15 protein-coding genes and 1 tRNA gene are annotated in these 18,319 nt (G+C 69.1%); 11 read left to right on the top strand and 5 right to left on the bottom strand.

Features of this window, described 5'->3' with window-relative positions; genetic code table 11:
• Positions 1–75 precede the first annotated feature (75 nt).
• On the top strand, positions 76–948 hold the full coding sequence (locus tag IE207_RS00825) for a DUF4184 family protein (protein WP_190182033.1): 873 nt from the start codon (positions 76–78) through the stop codon (positions 946–948).
• 33 nt (positions 949–981) lie between these two features.
• Here IE207_RS00825 and polA read toward each other — a convergent pair whose 3' ends face one another.
• Positions 982–3,702: a DNA polymerase I gene (polA, locus tag IE207_RS00830; protein ID WP_190182034.1), complete on the bottom strand. Its 2,721-nt coding sequence runs from the start codon at positions 3,700–3,702 to the stop codon at positions 982–984.
• A 145-nt stretch (positions 3,703–3,847) separates the two neighbouring features.
• On the opposite strand from polA, the gene IE207_RS00835 reads away from it, so the two are divergent.
• From IE207_RS00835 to IE207_RS00870, 8 genes are all read left to right on the top strand, one after another.
• Positions 3,848–6,118, top strand: a complete 2,271-nt coding sequence (locus IE207_RS00835) for an FdhF/YdeP family oxidoreductase (protein WP_190182035.1) — start codon at positions 3,848–3,850, stop codon at positions 6,116–6,118.
• Positions 6,119–6,176: 58 nt separating this feature from the next.
• Positions 6,177–6,635, top strand: a complete 459-nt coding sequence (locus IE207_RS00840; RefSeq protein ID WP_190182036.1) for a PaaI family thioesterase — start codon at positions 6,177–6,179, stop codon at positions 6,633–6,635.
• Positions 6,636–6,973: 338 nt separating this feature from the next.
• Positions 6,974–7,462 carry a Tat pathway signal sequence domain protein gene (locus IE207_RS00845; RefSeq protein WP_190182037.1) on the top strand — a complete coding sequence of 163 codons (489 nt, stop codon included), beginning with the start codon at positions 6,974–6,976 and terminating at the stop codon, positions 7,460–7,462.
• Between the two features lie 301 nt (positions 7,463–7,763).
• On the top strand, positions 7,764–8,996 hold the full coding sequence (locus IE207_RS00850; RefSeq protein WP_190182038.1) for a branched-chain amino acid ABC transporter substrate-binding protein: 1,233 nt from the start codon (positions 7,764–7,766) through the stop codon (positions 8,994–8,996).
• Between the two features lie 107 nt (positions 8,997–9,103).
• Entirely contained in the window at positions 9,104–10,033 is a 930-nt protein-coding gene (locus tag IE207_RS00855) for a branched-chain amino acid ABC transporter permease (RefSeq protein WP_190182039.1), read from the top strand.
• Positions 10,030–11,853, top strand: coding sequence for a branched-chain amino acid ABC transporter permease (locus IE207_RS00860; RefSeq protein ID WP_373304640.1), 1,824 nt, complete (start codon positions 10,030–10,032; stop codon positions 11,851–11,853). Before IE207_RS00855 ends, IE207_RS00860 begins: the two co-directional genes overlap by 4 nt.
• A gap of 3 nt (positions 11,854–11,856) precedes the next feature.
• Positions 11,857–12,843: an ABC transporter ATP-binding protein gene (locus tag IE207_RS00865; RefSeq protein ID WP_190182041.1), complete on the top strand. Its 987-nt coding sequence runs from the start codon at positions 11,857–11,859 to the stop codon at positions 12,841–12,843.
• Positions 12,840–13,556 carry an ABC transporter ATP-binding protein gene (locus IE207_RS00870; protein WP_190182042.1) on the top strand — a complete coding sequence of 239 codons (717 nt, stop codon included), beginning with the start codon at positions 12,840–12,842 and terminating at the stop codon, positions 13,554–13,556. The genes IE207_RS00865 and IE207_RS00870 overlap by 4 nt, the downstream gene beginning before the upstream one ends.
• Before the next feature lie 73 nt (positions 13,557–13,629).
• Here IE207_RS00870 and IE207_RS00875 read toward each other — a convergent pair whose 3' ends face one another.
• Complete coding sequence (locus IE207_RS00875) at positions 13,630–14,319, bottom strand: ANTAR domain-containing response regulator (protein WP_373304641.1); 690 nt, start codon at positions 14,317–14,319, stop codon at positions 13,630–13,632.
• A gap of 64 nt (positions 14,320–14,383) precedes the next feature.
• Here IE207_RS00875 and IE207_RS00880 point away from each other — a divergent pair.
• Positions 14,384–14,456: transfer RNA gene (locus IE207_RS00880), tRNA-Leu, on the top strand.
• A gap of 360 nt (positions 14,457–14,816) precedes the next feature.
• On the opposite strand, the gene IE207_RS00885 is transcribed toward IE207_RS00880, so the two are convergent.
• Entirely contained in the window at positions 14,817–15,272 is a 456-nt protein-coding gene (locus tag IE207_RS00885; RefSeq protein WP_190182044.1) for a winged helix DNA-binding protein, read from the bottom strand.
• Positions 15,273–15,379: 107 nt separating this feature from the next.
• Between IE207_RS00885 and IE207_RS00890 the strand changes: the two genes are divergently transcribed.
• Positions 15,380–15,889, top strand: a complete 510-nt coding sequence (locus IE207_RS00890) for a GNAT family N-acetyltransferase (protein ID WP_190182045.1) — start codon at positions 15,380–15,382, stop codon at positions 15,887–15,889.
• Positions 15,890–15,950: 61 nt separating this feature from the next.
• Here IE207_RS00890 and pyk read toward each other — a convergent pair whose 3' ends face one another.
• Entirely contained in the window at positions 15,951–17,378 is a 1,428-nt protein-coding gene (pyk, locus tag IE207_RS00895) for a pyruvate kinase (protein WP_190182046.1), read from the bottom strand.
• A 144-nt stretch (positions 17,379–17,522) separates the two neighbouring features.
• Positions 17,523–18,227, bottom strand: coding sequence for an SIMPL domain-containing protein (locus IE207_RS00900; RefSeq protein WP_190182047.1), 705 nt, complete (start codon positions 18,225–18,227; stop codon positions 17,523–17,525).
• Between the last annotated feature and the right edge of the window lie 92 nt (positions 18,228–18,319).

Below are 18,319 nucleotides of genomic sequence, written 5' to 3' on the forward strand. Positions count from 1 at the left end.
ACTTCACCATTCCCGCACCTCCTGCGCAGGTCCCGCATACTGTCCCGGACCGTTTCGCGAACGAGAAGGGGCGCCATGCCGTTCACCCTCAGCCATGCGGCGGCCGTACTTCCGGCCGTCCGACGGGCCGGGCGCGCCCGCGGGCCGCTGGTCGCCTCCGCGCTGGTACTGGGTTCGTTCGCCCCGGACACGTTCTACTTCCTGGACGCGGTGGTGGAGGGCGTGATGGGGTACGGCGATTTCACCCACTCCCTTCTCGGGGTGGTGACGGCCGACGCCGCGCTGACCGCCGCCCTGGCCGCCTGCTGGCTGCTTCTGCGCGAGCCTCTGATCGCCCTGCTGCCACCGGCCTGGCGGGGCAGGGCGTACGCCTTGCTGCGGGGTGAGGACTGGCGCGCGGGCCGCCGGCCGGCCGTGCTCGCGCTCTGGTTCTACCTTTCGGCGGTGCTCGGCTCCTTGACGCACGTGGTGTGGGACAGCTTCACGCACCTCGACCGGTGGGGGACCGACGCGCTGCCCGGGCTGGGCGAGCCGCTCGCCTTCGGTCTGCCCCTCTACTCCTACCTCCAGTACGGCAGTTCGGCGCTCGCCGCCTGCGCCCTGCTGTGGTTCACGGTGAGCGCACTGCGCCGCCTGCCGCTGTCGCCCGCCCCGCGGTCCGTGCCGTCGCTGGGGCGGGCGGAGGCGTGGTGCGCGGCCGCTCTGCTCGCGGCGTGCGTCGGGGCGGGGGTCACGATGCGGGTGCTGCGCTACTTCACGTTCTTCGACCGGATCCGTACGCCCCTCGACATCATCCCGACCGTCTGTTTCGGCGCGGGCGGCGGCCTCTTGGTGGCGCTGCTGCTCTACGGGGCCCTGGTGCGGCTGCGCCACCCCCGCGGCGACCGGCGCGGCAGCGACGCCCGTGGGAGTGACGATGAGCGGCGGACGCCCGTCCCCACCGTGTAGCGGGGACGGGCGCCGGGACGGCCGCGGCCGCGATCAGTGCGCGGCGGACTCCCAGTCGGGGCCGACGCCCACGGACACGTCGAGCGGGGCGCGCAGGTCGACGGCGGCGGCCATCTCGCGGCGTACCAGTGCCTCCACCTTCTTGCGCTCGCCGGGGGCGATCTCCAGCACGATTTCGTCGTGGACCTGGAGCAGCATGCGCGAGGTGAGCCCGGCCTCGGTGAGGGCCCGGTCCACGCGCAGCATCGCGACCTTGACGATGTCGGCGGCGGTCCCCTGGATGGGGGCGTTCAGCGCCATCCGCTCGGCGGCCTCGCGGCGCAGCCGGTTGTCGCTGTTGAGGTCGGGCAGGTAGCGGCGGCGGCCCAGTACGGTCTCGGTGTAGCCGGTGGCGCGGGCCTCCTCCACGACGCGCTGGAGGTAGTCGCGTACCCCGCCGAACCGCTCGAAGAAGGTCTCCATCAGGCCCCGCGCCTCGGCGGGTTCGATGTTCAGCTGCTGCGACAGGCCGAAGGCGGACAGCCCGTAGGCCAGGCCGTACGACATGGCCTTGATCTTGCGGCGCATCTCCGGGTCGACCCGGTCGCGTTCCACGCCGAACACCTGGGAGGCGACGGTGGTGTGCAGGTCCTCGCCCGACAAGAACGCCTCGATCAGGCCCTCGTCCTCGGAGAGGTGGGCCATGACGCGCAGCTCGATCTGGCTGTAGTCGGCGGTCATGAGGGACTCGTAGCCCTCGCCGACGACGAAACCGCGGCGGATGGCGCGGCCCTCGTCGGTGCGCACCGGCACGTTCTGCAGGTTGGGGTCGGTGGAGGACAGGCGGCCGGTCGCGGCGACGGTCTGGCTGAAGCTGGTGTGGACGCGGCCGTCGGCGGCGATCGACTTGACCAGGCCCTCGACGGTGACGCGCAGCTTGGCCTGCTCCCGGTGGCGGAGCATGATCACCGGGAGTTCGTGGTCGGTCTGGGTCGCGAGCCACGCCAGGGCGTCCGCGTCGGTGGTGTAGCCGGTCTTGGTCTTCTTCGTCTTGGGCAGGTCCAGCTCGCCGAAGAACACTTCCTGGAGCTGCTTGGGCGAGCCGAGGTTGAACTCGTGGCCGACGGCCGCGTGCGCCTCCTTCACCGCCTGCTGCACGGCTCCCGCGAACTGCTGCTCCATGCCTTCGAGGTGGTCGCGGTCGGCGGCGACGCCGGCCCGCTCCATCCTGGCCAGCAGCTCGGAGGTCGGCAGCTCCATGTCGTGGAGGAGCTCGACGGCGCCCACCTCGGCGAGCTTGCCGGTGAAGGCCTCGCCCAGGTCCAGGACGGCGCGGGCCTGCGCCATCAGGGCCTCCGCCTCGGCGGTCTCGTCGGCGCCGAAGGCGAGCTGACCGTCGGCGGCGGCCGGGGCGAGTTCCCGGTGCAGGTACTCGTTGGACAGGGCGTCAAGCGCGAAGGAGCGGCGGCCGGGCTTGACCAGGTAGGCGGCGAGCGCGGTGTCCATGGTGACGCCCGCGAGGGTCCAGCCGTGTTCGGGGAAGACCCGCATCAGGCCCTTGGCGTTGTGCACGACCTTGGGCTTCGCCGGGTCGGCGGCCCAGGCGGCGAAGGCCCGCTCGTCGGCCTCGTCCAGCTCGGACGGCTCGAACCAGGCGGCGGGGCCGCCGGCCGTGGCCAGCGCGATCTCGCTGATGTTGCCCTGGCCCAGACCCCAGCTGTCGACGGTCGACACGCCGAGGGCCTCACCGGCGTGGCGCTCCAGCCAGGGGGCGAGCTCGCCCGCGCCCAGCACGGATCCGTCCAGCTCCACCCCGGCCGCCGGGGCGGGGGCCTGCACTTCGGCGGCGCCCGGGTCCATCGCCAGCAGCCGCTCGCGCAGCGAGGCGTTGCGGATCTCCAGCACGTCCAGCACACCCGTGACCGCGGGCCGGTCGTAGGGGGTGCGCGCCAGGTCGGCGGGGGTCTTGTCCAGCTGGACGTCCTTGACCATCTCCGTCAGGACGCGGTTGAGCTTCACCGACTCCAGGTGGTCACGGAAGTTCTGCCCGGCCTTGCCCTTGACCTCCTCGGCGCGCTCCACCAGCTCCTTGAACGACCCGAACTGCGTGATCCACTTGGCGGCGGTCTTCTCGCCGACGCCCGGGATGCCCGGCAGGTTGTCGGACGGGTCGCCGCGCAGCGCCGCGAAGTCCGGGTACTGCTGCGGGGTGAGCCCGTACTTCTCCTCGACCTTCTCGGGGGTGAAACGGGTCAGCTCGGAGACGCCCTTGGTCGGGTAGAGCACGGTGGTGTGCTCGGAGACGAGCTGGAAGGAGTCCCGGTCGCCCGTGACGATCAGCACCTCGAAGCCCTCGGCCTCGGCCTGCGTGGCCAGCGTCGCGATCACGTCGTCGGCCTCGAAGCCGTCGACCGCGAACCGCGGCACGTTCATCGCGTCCAGGAGCTCGCCGATCAGCTCGACCTGTCCCTTGAACTCGTCGGGCGTCTTGGAGCGGTTCGCCTTGTACTCGGGGAACTCCGTCGCCCGCCACGTCTTGCGGGACACGTCGAACGCCACCGCGAAGTGCGTGGGCGCCTCGTCGCGCAGCGTGTTCGCCAGCATCGACGCGAAGCCGTAGATGGCGTTGGTCGGCTGGCCCGTCGCGGTGGTGAAGTTCTCCGCGGGCAGCGCGAAGAACGCCCGGTACGCCAGGGAGTGCCCGTCCATGAGCATCAGGCGGGGGCGGTCCGCTGCGGTCGGCTGGTCGGTCTTCTTCGATGCTGAATCTGCCACGCCTCCGATCCTAGGCGTCCGCTGTGACAATCCGGGACGGCAGCTCTCGCCGCCCGGGATGTCGGCGGGGCGTGACAGGATCTGCTGAACACGCGATGCGCGCGGCCCCGCCGACGCGATGCCCGGATGCTCGAAGGGGAGCGACATGGCCACCAAGCCGCCCGCAGGTGATCCCGTACAGGACGCGCCGCAGGTCGCGCCCCCCAAGCACGCCGCGGCCGGCCTGCCCGCGATCGGGCACACCCTCAAGATCGCCGGGCAGCAGATGGGCCTGACCCGCACCGCCCGCACCCTCCTCAAGGTCAACCAGAAGGACGGCTTCGACTGCCCGGGCTGCGCCTGGCCCGAGGGCGACAAGCGCCACACCGCCGAGTTCTGCGAGAACGGCGCCAAAGCCGTCGCCGAGGAGGCGACGCTCCGCCGGGTGACCCCGGACTTCTTCGCCGGGCACCCGGTCTCCGAGCTCGCCGCCCGCAGCGGCTACTGGCTCGGCCAGCAGGGCCGCATCACGCAGCCCATGTACCTGGCGGAGGGATCCGACCACTACGAGCCGGTGTCCTGGCAGCGGGCCTTCGAGATCATCGCGCAGGAGCTGCGCGCCCTCGCCTCCCCCGACGAGGCCCTCTTCTACACCTCGGGCCGCACCAGCAACGAGGCCGCCTTCCTCTTCCAGCTCTTCGCCCGCGAGTTCGGCACCAACAACCTGCCGGACTGCTCCAACATGTGCCACGAGTCCTCGGGCTCCGCACTGAACGAGACCATCGGCATCGGCAAGGGGAGCGTCTCCCTCGAAGACCTCCACCAGGCCGACCTGATCATCGTCGCGGGCCAGAACCCGGGCACCAACCACCCGCGCATGCTCTCCGCCCTGGAACAGGCCAAGTCCGCGGGCGCGAAGATCATCTCGGTGAACCCGCTGCCCGAGGCCGGCACCGAGCGGTTCAAGAACCCGCAGAAACCGCTGGGCATGATCAAGGGAACGGCCCTGACCGACCTGTTCCTGCAGATCCGCATCGGCGGCGACCAGGCCCTCTTCCGCCTCCTGAACAGGCTCGTCATCGAAGCCGACGGCGCCACCGACGAGGCGTTCATCCGCGAGCACACCCACGGCTACGAGGAGTTCGCGGCCACCGCGAAGAAGGCCGACTGGGCCGAGACCCTCACCGCCACGGGCCTGACCCGCCCCGAGATCGAACGCGCCCTGGCCATGCTCCTGGCCTCCGAGCGCACCATCGTGTGCTGGGCCATGGGCCTCACCCAGCACAAGCACGCCGTCGCCACCATCCGCGAGGTCGTGAACCTGCTCCTGCTGCGCGGCAACATCGGCCGGCCCGGCGCCGGCGTCTGCCCCGTCCGCGGCCACTCCAACGTCCAGGGCGACCGCACCATGGGCATCTTCGAACGGCCCGCGCCCGCCTTCCTCGACGCCCTCGATGCGGAATTCGGCATCACCTCGCCCCGCCACCACGGCTACGACGTGGTCCGCTCCATCGAGGCCCTGCGCGACGGCAGGGCCAAGGTGCTCTTCGCCATGGGCGGCAACTTCGTCGGCGCCACCCCCGACACCGAGGTCACCGAAGCCGCGATCCGCCGCGCCGCCCTGACCGTGCACGTCTCCACCAAGCTCAACCGCTCCCACGCCGTCACCGGCAGGCACGCCCTGATCCTGCCCACCCTCGGCCGCACCGACAAGGACGTCCAGGCGAGCGGCAAGCAGTTCGTCACCGTCGAGGACTCCATGGGCATGGTCCACGCCTCGCGCGGCAACCTCGCCCCCGCCTCCCCCCACCTGCTCTCCGAGCCCGCGATCGTCGCCCGCCTGGCCCGCGCCGTCCTCGGCGACGCCTCGCGCACCCCGTGGGAGGAGTTCGAGAAGGACTACGCCGCCATCCGCGACCGGATCTCCCGCGTCGTCCCCGGCTTCGAGGACTTCAACGCCCGCGCCGCCCGCCCCGGCGGGTTCCGCCTCCCCCACGCCCCGCGCGACGAGCGCCGCTTCCCCACCAAGACCGGCAAGGCCAACTTCACCGCCGCGCCCGTGGAGTACCCGAAGGTCCCGGCGGGCCGGCTGCTGCTGCAGACCCTGCGCAGCCACGACCAGTACAACACCACCATCTACGGCCTCGACGACCGCTACCGCGGGATCACCGGCGGCCGCCGCGTCGTCATGGTCCACCCCGAGGACGCGGCCGAGCTGGGGCTCGCCGACGGCTCCTACACCGACCTCGTCGGCGAGTGGGCCGACGGCGTGGAGCGGCGCGCCCCGGGCTTCCGCGTCGTGCACTACCCGACGGCCCGCGGCTGCGCCGCCGCGTACTACCCCGAGACCAACGTGCTGGTCCCGCTGGACTCGACCGCCGACACCAGCAACACCCCCGCGAGCAAGTCCGTCGTCGTGCGCTTCGAACCGGCCTGATAGAACGACCTCAGGACAAGATGGTTAACGAACGTTGACACACGAACGGAGCCGGCCCATGGGCGAGCAGCACGCAGTGAAGTTCCCGCAGGAGGTCCTCGACGAGTACGCGGCCCTGGGCGTGGACCTGCCCGCCCTGTTCTCGGCGGGCGACCTCGGCGAGCGCATGGACATCCGCATCCTGGAGGCCTCGGCCGACCGTGTGGTGGGCACCATGCCCGTCAAGGGCAACACCCAGCCCTACGGACTCCTGCACGGCGGAGCCTCCGCCGTCCTCGCCGAGACGCTCGGCTCGGTCGGCGCGATGATGCACGGCGGCATCAACAAGATCGCCGTCGGCGTCGACCTGAACTGCACCCACCACCGCGGCGCCCGCTCCGGCCTGGTCACCGGCGTCGCCACCCCCGTCCACAAGGGCCGCTCCACCGCCACCTTCGAAATCGTCATCACCGACGACCAGGACAAGCGCGTCTGCACGGCCCGCCTCACCTGCCTCCTGCGCGACACGAACTCGTAACGGCCTTTGCGCCGACAGCAGTTGTGCTGTCCCCGGCGCCGGTCTAGCGTTCCCCGCATGGGATCCGGACCGGCGCCGCGGCGCGCAACCGCCACCCGCGCGGCGACCGCAGTCCCGAGCGCCGTCCCGGACGCCACGACCGCCCTCCCGGACGCCGCGACCGCCGTTCCGGACGCCCCGGCCGGCGGGCCCCGGCGGTGAGCGGCGGCATCGGCCCCGTCGAGCCCGGGGACGGCACCTCGGGCCATGAGATCCCGCGCACGGAGCCCCGTGGACCCGCCCTCACACGGACCGGCTCCAGCCGTGGACGCCGCCGGACCGTCATCGCCGTCACGGCCGTGCTCTGCACCGCCGGCCTCACCTTCGGGCTCGCCCACCGGTATGCCGGACGCCCCCGGCCCGCGCCGCAGACGCAGGCCGCGCCCTCCCAGACCGTCTCCCTCTCCTACGGCGAACCGGTCGATCCACCCACCTCGGACCTCGCGTTCGCGTTCACTGTGCGTGTGCGCAGCGAGTCCGCCCTGCCCGTCTCCGTCGACCGGATCACGCAGCCGTCGCAGGCACTGAGCGTAGTGATCAAGCCACCGCTGCCCCTCGTGGTGGCCAAGGGGGAGCTCCGCGAGCTGGTCATCGGGATTCGGGTCGGCGACTGCGTGCATGTGGCACGGAATTCCGGGCTGCCTTTCCTGGAAGTAACCCTCAGTAATGGAATCGTGAAAGAGGACCACAGTTACATCCCCGGTGACCGATATGCACGGGATCTTTCCGTCGCCCTGACCAGGGCCTGTCCCGAAGATCGAGACGTCACCCCTCCGACGCCGTCATGAGCAAAACTCCCCAGAGTCCTGGAATGACAGGACTCAAACCACCCCACGGTCCTGCCGCATCTCAGCATGCGGACTGCACGAAACCGGCTGCAATTCCCCCGTTCCACCCGCACCGGTCCGGTATGTATTACGCCGTGGCATAACAAGAGAGTCACATCATTGGCCTGAGCCCTCCATAACGTCCGAAGTCCCGCTTAGAGTCACCGCCAGTTACCGCGACCACCGGATTCCATTCAGTTCGGTTCCGCGCGTTCGACTCGACGCGTCCCAGGGGGGACGCGGCGCCAGGAAAGGACTGATCGTGCGTCATCGTCAGCTCATCGCCGTGACGGCCGCCCTCGCCGCGGGCGCTCTCACTCTCACCGCCTGTGGTTCGCGCGACGACAAGGCCGGCTCCACCGGTGACGGTGGCGGCACCACGGTCGTCATAGGCGTCGACGCCCCGCTGACCGGCGACCTCTCCGCCCTCGGCCTCGGCATCAAGAACTCCGCCGACCTCGCCGCCAAGCAGGCCAACGAGAAGAAGTACGTCAAGGGCGTCACCTTCAAGATCCAGGCCCTCGACGACCAGGCCCAGGCCTCCTCCGGCCAGCAGAACGCCACCAAGCTCACCGCCGACAAGACCGTCCTCGGCGTCGTCGGCCCCCTCAACTCCTCGGTGTCCGAGTCGATGCAGAAGGTCTTCGACGACGCCAAACTGGCCCAGATCTCCCCGGCCAACACCAGCCCCTCCCTGACCCAGGGCCCCAAGTGGGCCGAAGGCCAGAAGGTCCGCACCTACAAGAGCTACTTCCGCACCGCGACCACGGACGCCATCCAGGGCCCGTTCGCCGCGCAGTACCTCTTCAACAAGGCGGGCAAGAAGAAGGTCTTCATCATCGATGACAAGAAGACCTACGGCGCCGGCCTCGCCGGAACCTTCAAGGGCGAGTTCACCAAGCTCGGCGGCCAGGTCGTCGGCGAAGGCCACATCGACCCGGAGTCCAAGGACTTCTCCGCGATCGTGACCCAGGTCAAGAGCTCCGGCGCCGACGTCGTCTACTACGGCGGCGAATACCCCGCGGCCGGCCCCCTCAGCAAGCAGATCAAGGCCTCCGGCACCAACATCCCGCTCGTCGGCGGCGACGGCATGAAGGACAAGAAGTACGTCGAGCTCGCCGGAGCCGAAGCCCAGGGCGACCTGTGCACCTCCGTCGGCGCACCCGTCGAGACCCTGCCTTCCGCCAAGGACTTCATCGCCAACTACAAGAAGGCCGGCTACAAGGACGACTACTCCGCCTACGGCGGCTACTCGTACGACTCCGCCTGGGCCGTCATCGAGGCCGTCAAGAAGGTCGTCGACGACAACAACGGCAAGCTCCCCTCGGACGCCCGCGCCAAGGTCCTCGAAGCCGTCCAGGGCGTCAACTTCGACGGCGTGACCGGCAAGGTCTCCTTCGACGAGTTCGGTGACGCCACCAACAAGCAGCTGACCGTCTACAAGGTCGACGGCGACGACTTCAAGACCGTCGAGTCCGGCACCCTCGGCAGCTGACCATCCTCCGCTAGCTCGCTAGCAGCCCACCCCTCATTTGCCGCGCGGGGCGCGCACACAGCGCCCCGCGCGGTGTCACATCCGTCGAAAGACTCGGAGGACCTGCGGTGCACGAACTGCCGCAACAGCTGGTCAACGGCCTGCTACTGGGATCCATGTACGGGCTCGTCGCCATCGGCTACACGATGGTCTATGGCATCGTCCAGCTCATCAACTTCGCGCATGGCGAGATCTTCATGACCGGCGGCTTCGGAGCCCTCACGGTCTGGCTGATGCTCCCCACCGGCACCACCATGTGGATCGCGCTGCCGCTCATGCTCATAGGCGCGGTCATCGTCGCCACCCTCATAGCCGTGGGAGCCGAACGCTTCGCCTACCGACCGCTGCGCACAGCGCCCCGGCTCGCCCCGCTCATCACCGCCATCGGCCTCTCCATCGTCCTCCAGCAGGCGGTATGGGCCTGGTACCCCGACGCGAAGTCTTCCGTAGTCTTCCCCCAGATCCCCGGGGGCGCCTTCCACCTCGGCAGCGTCACCATCCAGACCGGTGACGTCTTCCTCCTGATCGCCGCCCCCATCTCCATGGCCTTCCTCGGCTTCTTCGTCAAGAAGACCCGCACCGGCCGCGGCATGCAGGCAACCGCCCAAGACCCCGACACCGCGAAGCTCATGGGCATCAACACCGACCGCATCATCACGGTCGCCTTCGCCCTCGGCGCCGCATTCGCCGCCATCGGAGCCGTCGCCTACGGCCTCAAGTACGGCGAAGTCAACTACCGCATGGGCTTCATCCTCGGCCTCAAGGCCTTCACCGCCGCCGTCCTCGGCGGCATCGGGAACATCTACGGCGCCATGATCGGCGGCCTGGTCCTCGGCCTCGCCGAGACCCTCACCACCGCATACATCGCCGACGTCCCCGGCATGAGCCAGCTCGGCGGCCAGTCCTGGGGCAACACCTGGGCGTTCGTACTCCTCATCCTCGTGCTCCTCCTGCGGCCCCAGGGCCTGCTGGGCGAGCGCGTGGCGGACAGGGCGTGAGAACCATGACGACCATCACCGCGGACACCGCGAAGACCACCGCAGCCGACACCGGCTTCATCGCGATCCCCGAAAAGACGGCCCGCCTCCTCGCCACCGCCGGCGGCATCCTCACCGTCATCTCCTGCTTCCTGTCCTGGACCTGGACAGCCGCCTTCCCCGGAGACCTCACCGTCTACGGCTACCCCGGCGGCCTCCAGTGGCTCGTCCTCATCGGCGGCGCCCTCACCACCGTCTTCGGACTCGCCTCCTACGGAATCAAGGGCCTGCGCTGGCTCACCCCCGCAGGCGCCGACGCGGCCCTCAAACTCGCCGCACTCGCCGCCTTCGCCACCGCCTGGTACACGATCATCACCATCACGGTCACCCTCGGCGGCGTCGTCAACCTCGAACCCGGCGGCTACATCGTCGCCGTCGTCACCCTCCTCGCCCTGACCGGCGCGCTCGCACTCCCCTTCGAGCGCCCCGCCCTGGACGCCCCGGACCCCGACGACACCCCCTGGGAACAGCGCAAGCACCACCTCGGGAACACCTGGACGACCGTCAAGGCCGCCCTCGCCACCGACACCCCGCGCCCCGCCCGCACGCTCCCGGCCTGGGCCGAGATCCTGCTGATCGCAGCCGTCCTGGCCGTCACCCTCGGAGTCTTCACCTACGGCATCACCACGCCGTACCAGGAACTCTTCCTCGGCTTCCTCATCACCGCCGGATTCGGCTTCGCCGCCCTCAACAAGGCCGGCCTGCTCGCCCGCTTCACGGCGCTCACCGCCAAGCACCGCAACGTCGCCCTCGTCGGCGCCTTCGCCGCCGCCGCGGCCTTCCCGCTCACCCAGACCGACGACCAGTACGCGACCCTCGGCGTCAACATCCTCATCTTCGCCACCGTCGCCCTCGGCCTGAACATCGTCGTCGGCCTCACCGGCCTCCTCGACCTCGGCTACGTCGCCTTCCTCGGCGTCGGCGCCTACACCGCCGCCCTGGTCTCCGGCTCCCCCAACTCCCCCTTCGGAGTACACCTCCCGTTCTGGGCCGCCATCCTCCTCGGCGCCGCGGCCTCCATGGTCTTCGGCGTCCTCATCGGCGCCCCGACCCTGCGCCTGCGCGGCGACTACCTCGCCATCGTGACGCTCGGCTTCGGAGAGATCTTCCGGATCTCCATGAACAACCTCGACGGAGTCTCCGGCCCCGACCTCACCAACGGCCCCAACGGCATCGCCGGCGTCCCCAACGTCGACCTCTTCGGATTCGACTTCGGCGCCAACCACACCATCGCCGGATTCACCGTCGGCCGCTTCGCCAACTACTTCCTGCTGATGCTCCTGGTCACCCTCATCGTGATCATGGTCTTCCGCCGCAGCGCCGAATCCCGCATCGGCCGCGCCTGGGTCGCCATCCGCGAAGACGAGACCGCCGCCGAGGCCATGGGCATCAACGGCTTCCGCGTCAAACTCGTCGCCTTCGCACTCGGCGCCACCCTCGCCGGCCTCGCCGGCGCCGTACAGGCCCACGTGAACTACACCGTCACCCCGGACCAGTACGTCTTCGCCAACGCCGTACCCCCGAACTCGGCGTTCCTCCTCGCCGCAGTCGTCCTCGGCGGCATGGGCACCATCTCCGGCCCCCTCGTCGGCGGCGCCCTCCTCTTCATGATCCCCAACAAGCTGCAATTCCTCGGCGAATACCAGCTCCTCGTCTTCGGCATCGCGCTCGTCATCCTCATGCGCCTGCGCCCCGAAGGCCTCATCCCCAACCGGCGCAACCAGCTCGAACTCCGCGCGGACCTCGAAGCGCCCACAGTCCTCGGCAAGACAGGGGTCTGACCCATGACGACGACCACCACGGCAACCGCCGAGACCGTCCTCGACGCCCGCGGCGTCACCATGCGATTCGGCGGCCTCACCGCCGTCAAGAACGTCGACCTCACCGTCCGCAGCGGCGAGATCGTCGGCCTCATCGGCCCCAACGGCGCCGGCAAGACCACCTTCTTCAACTGCCTCACCGGCCTCTACATCCCCACCGAGGGCGAAGTCCGGTACAAGGGCACGGTCCTGCCCCCCAAGTCGTACAAGGTGACCGCCGCCGGCATCGCCCGCACCTTCCAGAACATCCGTCTCTTCAACAACATGACGGTCCTGGAAAACGTGCTCGTCGGCCGCCACACCCGCACCAAGGAGGGCCTCTGGTCCGCCCTCCTGCGCCTGCCCAGCTTCGGCCGCGCCGAACAAGCCAGCCGCGAACGGGCCATGGAACTCCTGGAGTTCATCGGCCTCGACCACAAGGCCGAACACCTCGCGCGCAACCTGCCCTACGGCGAACAGCGCAAGCTCGAAATCGCCCGCGCCCTCGCCAGCGACCCCGGCCTCATCCTCCTGGACGAGCCCACCGCCGGCATGAACCCGCAGGAAACCCGGACCACCGAAGAACTCATCTTCGCGATCCGCGACAAGGGCATCGCCGTCCTCGTCATCGAGCACGACATGCGCTTCATCTTCAACCTCTGCGACCGCGTCGCCTGCCTCGTCCAGGGCGAAAAGCTCATCGAAGGCACCGCCACCGAGGTCCAGAGCGACGAACGCGTCGTCGCCGCCTACCTCGGCGAACCCTTCGAAGGCGCCCCCGGCGCCGAAGAAGTCGCGGAAGTCGAAGCCGCCGAAGCCTCACAGACCGCCGAGGCCACCGAGACTCCGGAGACTCCCGAAGCAGCCGAAGCAGCCGAAGCCACCGAAACGGCCGAAGCTCCCGAGACCGCACAGGTCACGGAAACCACGGAGGCGCACAGCACCACCAGCACGGACGGAGAAGCCAAGTGACCGCACTCCTCGAGGTCGAGGACCTCCGCGTCGCCTACGGCAAGATCGAAGCCGTCAAAGGCATCTCCTTCAGCGTCGACGAGGGCGAGATCGTCACCCTCATCGGCACCAACGGCGCCGGCAAGACCACGACCCTGCGCACCCTCTCCGGCCTGATCAAACCGCGCGGCGGCCAGATCAAGTTCCAGGGCAAGTCGCTCAAGAAGGTCCCCGCGCACAACATCGTCGCGCTCGGACTCGCCCACTCCCCCGAGGGGCGGCACATCTTCCCGCGCATGACGATCGAGGACAACCTCCTCCTCGGCGCCTTCCTGCGCAGCGACAAAGACGGCATCCAGAAGGACGTCCAGCGCGCCTACGACCTCTTCCCCATCCTCGGGGAACGCCGCAAGCAGGCCGCGGGCACCCTCTCGGGCGGCGAACAGCAGATGCTCGCCATGGGCCGCGCGCTCATGTCCCGGCCGAAGCTGCTCATGCTGGACGAGCCGTCGATGGGCCTCTCGCCGCTCATGATGCAGAAGATCATGGCGACGATCGCCGAACTCAAGTCCCAGGGCACGACCATCCTCCTGGTCGAGCAGAACGCCCAGGCGGCGCTCTCGCTCGCCGACCAGGGCCACGTCATGGAGATCGGCAAGGTCGTCCTCTCCGGCCCCGGCCGCGAACTCCTCGTCAACGAGGACGTCCGCAAGGCCTACCTCGGCGAGGACTGACCCCTCCGCCGTACAACACGCGTGAGGCCCGCCACCGTCACCCGGTGGCGGGCCTCACGCGCGTTCCACGCCCCTACTTGGCGGCGTTCTGCTTCTTCTCCTCGGCGTCCTCGATGACCGCCTCGGCAACCTGCTGCATGGACATACGGCGGTCCATGGAGGTCTTCTGGATCCACCGGAACGCGGCCGGCTCGCTCAGACCGTACTGGGTCTGCAGGATGCTCTTCGCCCGGTCCACCAGCTTGCGGGTCTCCAGCCGCAGCGAAAGGTCCGCGACCTCCTTCTCCAGCGCCTTCAACTCGGCGAACCGGGAGACGGCCATCTCGATGGCCGGAACGACGTCGCTCTTGCTGAACGGCTTCACCAGGTACGCCATCGCCCCGGCGTCACGGGCCCGCTCCACGAGGTCGCGTTGCGAGAACGCGGTCAGCATCAGCACCGGCGCGATGGACTCCTCCGCGATCTTCTCGGCGGCGGAGATCCCGTCGAGGACCGGCATCTTCACATCGAGGATCACCAGGTCGGGCCGGTGCTCCCGGGCCAGCTCGACGGCGGCCTGGCCGTCCCCGGCCTCGCCGACGACGGAGTACCCCTCCTCTTCGAGCATCTCTTTCAGGTCGAGACGGATGAGCGCCTCGTCCTCGGCGATGACGACGCGGGTCGTCAGCGGCGGAACGTGCGACTGGTCGGCGTCGGGCGTGGGCGTCGACTCGTGCTCGGCGGTCACGGGTGGCTCCTCGTTGCGGGGCGATTCAGCTCCCATGAGCCTACCTAGCTCCTGTATGTTTGTGTCACGGAGGGTCTTCGGTATCCTTCGTTTCCAAGGGGCCCCGGTAGCCCAGCGGTAGAGGCAATGGATTCAAAACCCATTCAGCGTCGGTTCGAATCCGACCCGGGGTACTTCTCCTTATTTTCGAAGGTCACGCGCGAAGCGCGTGACCTTCACTCGTTCCAGCGAAGCTCCGCCGGAATCGACTGCGTGAGCGAAATGCTCACGCCAGCGTCGGCCGCATGTACGACATGCTCACCCGCAACCACGTGATCGGGCTGCTCGCCGACGGACGCAGCCTGAACTCCGTCAGCAAGGGGACCGGCATATCCCGGTCGACCATCCAGGCCTGGCAAACCCGGCTCGAACCCTCACCCCACCCTGCTCGGCCCCCACCGACAAGCCCGCCTACGCCTATCTGCGCGGCCTCTGATGGCCCAAGCGCTGGTGAAGCCCCTGGGCGGACGGTAGCGGCAGGGCCTGACAGCGGGTCAGGGGAGGTCGGGGTTGCCGCCGAGGTTGGCGACCATGCGGCGGAGGGTGTCGATGGTGGCGGCGTAGGCGGGGGTGTCGATGCCCTGGCGGATGCGGGTGTGGACGGCCGCGTTGCGGTCGTGGGCTCGCAGGCGGCCGGCTTCGCCTTCGACGGTGAGGGCGAGGGCGCCGCTGGTGGTGGTGAGCCAGCCCCGGTCGGTGAGGTCGTCGTAGACGGCTTCGAAGTCGGTGTTCTGGTCGTCGAAGCGGGTGAGCTTGCCGGTGAGGGCGGTTCTGGTCCAGGCGCCGGGGGCGCCTGCCACGTGGTTGAGGATCCACCAGTGGGGTTGGGTGAGGTCTTCTTCGGCGAGGGCGGTGCGCAGGCTGGTGATGACGAGGTTGGCGGCTTCGCGGCTCCAGTAGCCGATGGCTTGGGCGGCGACCTGCTCTTGGGGGTAGTGCTTGAAGTCCATGCGGTGAAGGTAGGACCTCAACTTAGCTTGAGGTCAAGCCTCCAGGCGTTCTCCGGCGGTCCGGGAGAATCGGAGCGGAGCGGTCAGGCGGACGAAAGGGGTGGGCAGTGCAGTTGCGGGACGTGGAGCTCGGCGATGTCGGTGCGTACGTGAGGATGCGGTGCGATCCGGCGATGATGGGCGATCTGGGCGGGCCGTTGCCGCGTGCGGGTATCGAGGAGAAGGTCGAGCGGGATGTCCGCAGGGCGGCGGCGGATCTCGACTGGATCAAGATGATCGTTCCTGATCCGGCCGTGCCGGCGGTGGTGGCGGGCTCGGTGACCTTGTGGTCGCACGACTCGCAGGACGGTCCGGTGTCGGAGATCGGGTGGATGGTGCTGCCGGAGTTCCAGGGGCGGGGGCTGGGCAAGCGTGCCGTCCGCAGCTTGCTGGAGCGGGCGCGGGAGGAGGGGCGCTGGGGGTTGGTGCACGCGTTTCCGGCAGTGGACAACGGTGCTTCGAACGGTATCTGCCGGTCTCTTGGTTTCCGGCTGCTGGCCGCGCGTGAGGTGGTGTTCGCGGGGCGGGTGCTGGCGGCGAACCACTGGGTGGTGGATCCGGGTACCGATCTGGCGTGAGGGTGTCCCGCCGGGAGCGGGTGCTTCCGGCGGGTTGGCGTACGCGGCCGATCCGGTGTCGTCAGCGGACGGCGTCGCCGATGTGGTGGACGCGGACCAGGTTGGTGGAGCCGGTGACGCCGGGGGGTGAGCCGGCGGTGATGACGACGATGTCGCCGGGTACGCAGCGTCCGATCCGCAGGAGTTCCTCTTCGACCTGGTCGACCATGGCGTCGGTGGAGTCGACGTGGGGTCCGAGGAAGGTTTCGACGCCCCAGGTGAGGTTGAGCTGGGAGCGGGTGGCGGGGTCGGGGGTGAAGGCGAGGAGGGGGATGGGTGAGCGGTAGCGGGAGAGGCGGCGGACGGTGTCTCCGCTCTGGGTGAAGGCGACGAGGAATTTGGCGCCGAGGAAGTCGCCCATTTCGGCGGCGGCGCGGGCTACGGCGCCACCTTGGGTGCGGGGTTTGTTGCGTTCGGTGAGCGGGGGGAGGCCTTTGGCGAGGATGTCTTCTTCGGCGGCTTCGACGATGCGTGCCATGGTGCGTACGGTTTCGACGGGGTGTTTGCCGACGCTGGTTTCCCCGGAGAGCATGACGGCGTCGGTTCCGTCGATGATGGCGTTTGCGACGTCGGAGGCTTCGGCGCGGGTGGGCCGGGAGTTTTCGATCATCGAGTCGAGCATTTGGGTGGCGACGATGACCGGTTTGGCGTTGCGCTTGGCGAGTTTGACGGCGCGCTTTTGCACGATCGGGACTTGTTCGAGTGGCATTTCGACGCCGAGGTCGCCGCGGGCGACCATGATGCCGTCGAAGGCGGCGACGATGTCGTCGATGTTCTCCACGGCCTGGGGCTTTTCGATCTTCGCGATGACGGGGAGCCGGCGGCCTTCCTCGTCCATGATGCGGTGGACGTCTTCGATGTCGCGGCCGCTGCGGACGAAGGAGAGGGCGATGATGTCGGCGCCGGCGCGCAGGGCCCAGCGGAGGTCTTCGATGTCTTTTTCGGAGAGGGCGGGGACGGAGACTGCGACGCCGGGGAGGTTGAGTCCCTTGTGGTCGGAGACCATGCCGCCTTCGATGACGAGGGTGTGGACGTGGGGGCCGTCGACGCCTACGACTTGGAGGGTGACGCGGCCGTCGTCGACGAGGATGCGTTCGCCTGTGGTGACGTCTGCGGCGAGGCCTTTGTAGGTGGTGCCGCAGGTGTGGCGGTCGCCTTCGTGGTCTTCGACGGTGATGGTGAATTCGTCGCCGCGTTCAAGGAGTACGGGTCCTTCGTGGAAGCGGCCGAGGCGGATCTTCGGGCCTTGAAGGTCGGCGAGGACGCCGACGCTGCGGCCGGTCTCGTCGGAGGCCTTGCGTACGCGCTGGTAGCGCTCCTCGTGTTCGGCGTAGGTGCCGTGGCTGAGGTTGAGGCGGGCGATGTCCATTCCGGCTTCGACCAGGGCTTTGATCTGGTCGTATGAGTCGGTGGCGGGTCCCAGGGTACAAACGATTTTTGCTCGGCGCATGAGGCGAGCGTATGCCCCTACCAGGGAGTAGGAAATTGGTTCCGGGTGTCCACTCAACAACCTTTGGGAGAAAGGTTGTTGACATTTGTTGAATGTGCGTGGGGGTGCTCTGATGAGCACCCCCGGAATGCCGTCATGGGGGTGTCAGAGCCGGGGCGGGGTCATGGTGAAGCGGGCGTTCACCTGGGCGTAGACGGTCTGGCGCTGGGGTTCGAGGTCGAGTGGCGGTGCGCCGGCGTCTTCGGCGGGGGCGCCGTAGGCCATGGTGCGCATGCCGGCACCGGCGGGGGTGCCGTAGGGGGTGGCGTCGTCGGCGCCGAGGTCGGCGAGTTCGACGAGGGCGGTGAGGCCGGCGCCGAGGGCTTCGGCGTATTCGCGGGCGCGCTGGACGGCTTCGAGTACGGCTTGGCGGCGGGCTTGGCCGTGGGCGGGTGAGGTGGGGCGCAGGGCCCACCAGGGGCCGTCGACGCGGGTGAGGTCGAGGTCGGCGAGGCGGGTGGTGAGTTCGCCGAGGGTGGTGAAGTCGCTCAGTTCGGCGGTGATGACGACGCGGCCGTGGTAGGCGCGGACGCGTTCGGCGCGGCCGTGGCGGGTGAGTTCGGGGGTGATGGAGAAGGCGCCGGTTTCGAGTTTTTCGACGGGGTCGCCGTAGCTCTTGATGAGGTCGAGTACGGCGTTGTTGCGGCGGGTGAGGTCTTCGAGTGCGGTGCGGCGGTCGGTGCCGCGGGCGTTGACGGTGATGCCGATGCGGGCGATTTCGGGGTCGACTTCGAGCCGGGCTTCGCCGCGGACCGCGACGCGCGGGACTTCGGGGGTTCCGTAGGGCTGGTGCATGGCGTCCTGAGTCATGGTTTCACTGTCGCACTGTCGCTCGTCCGGGTGTGGTCATCGGATCGAAACCTGTTGGGGGTGTTGTGGGTTGTTACCCGTGGGTCAGAATC

The organism is Streptomyces cirratus (assembly GCF_014650775.1).
Lineage (GTDB): Bacteria > Actinomycetota > Actinomycetes > Streptomycetales > Streptomycetaceae > Streptomyces > Streptomyces cirratus.

What these genes read in the sequence shown, in the direction of transcription:
- IE207_RS00835 (WP_190182035.1), top strand. Translation starts at nt 3,848, where the DNA reads ATGGCCACCAAGCCGCCCGCAGGTGATCCCGTACAGGACGCGCCGCAG.
- IE207_RS00865 (WP_190182041.1), top strand. Translation starts at nt 11,857, where the DNA reads ATGACGACGACCACCACGGCAACCGCCGAGACCGTCCTCGACGCCCGC.
- IE207_RS00875 (WP_373304641.1), bottom strand. Translation starts at nt 14,319, where the DNA reads ATGGGAGCTGAATCGCCCCGCAACGAGGAGCCACCCGTGACCGCCGAG.
- IE207_RS00840 (WP_190182036.1), top strand. Translation starts at nt 6,177, where the DNA reads ATGGGCGAGCAGCACGCAGTGAAGTTCCCGCAGGAGGTCCTCGACGAG.
- pyk (WP_190182046.1), bottom strand. Translation starts at nt 17,378, where the DNA reads ATGCGCCGAGCAAAAATCGTTTGTACCCTGGGACCCGCCACCGACTCA.
- IE207_RS00825 (WP_190182033.1), top strand. Translation starts at nt 76, where the DNA reads ATGCCGTTCACCCTCAGCCATGCGGCGGCCGTACTTCCGGCCGTCCGA.
- IE207_RS00900 (WP_190182047.1), bottom strand. Translation starts at nt 18,227, where the DNA reads ATGACTCAGGACGCCATGCACCAGCCCTACGGAACCCCCGAAGTCCCG.
- IE207_RS00885 (WP_190182044.1), bottom strand. Translation starts at nt 15,272, where the DNA reads ATGGACTTCAAGCACTACCCCCAAGAGCAGGTCGCCGCCCAAGCCATC.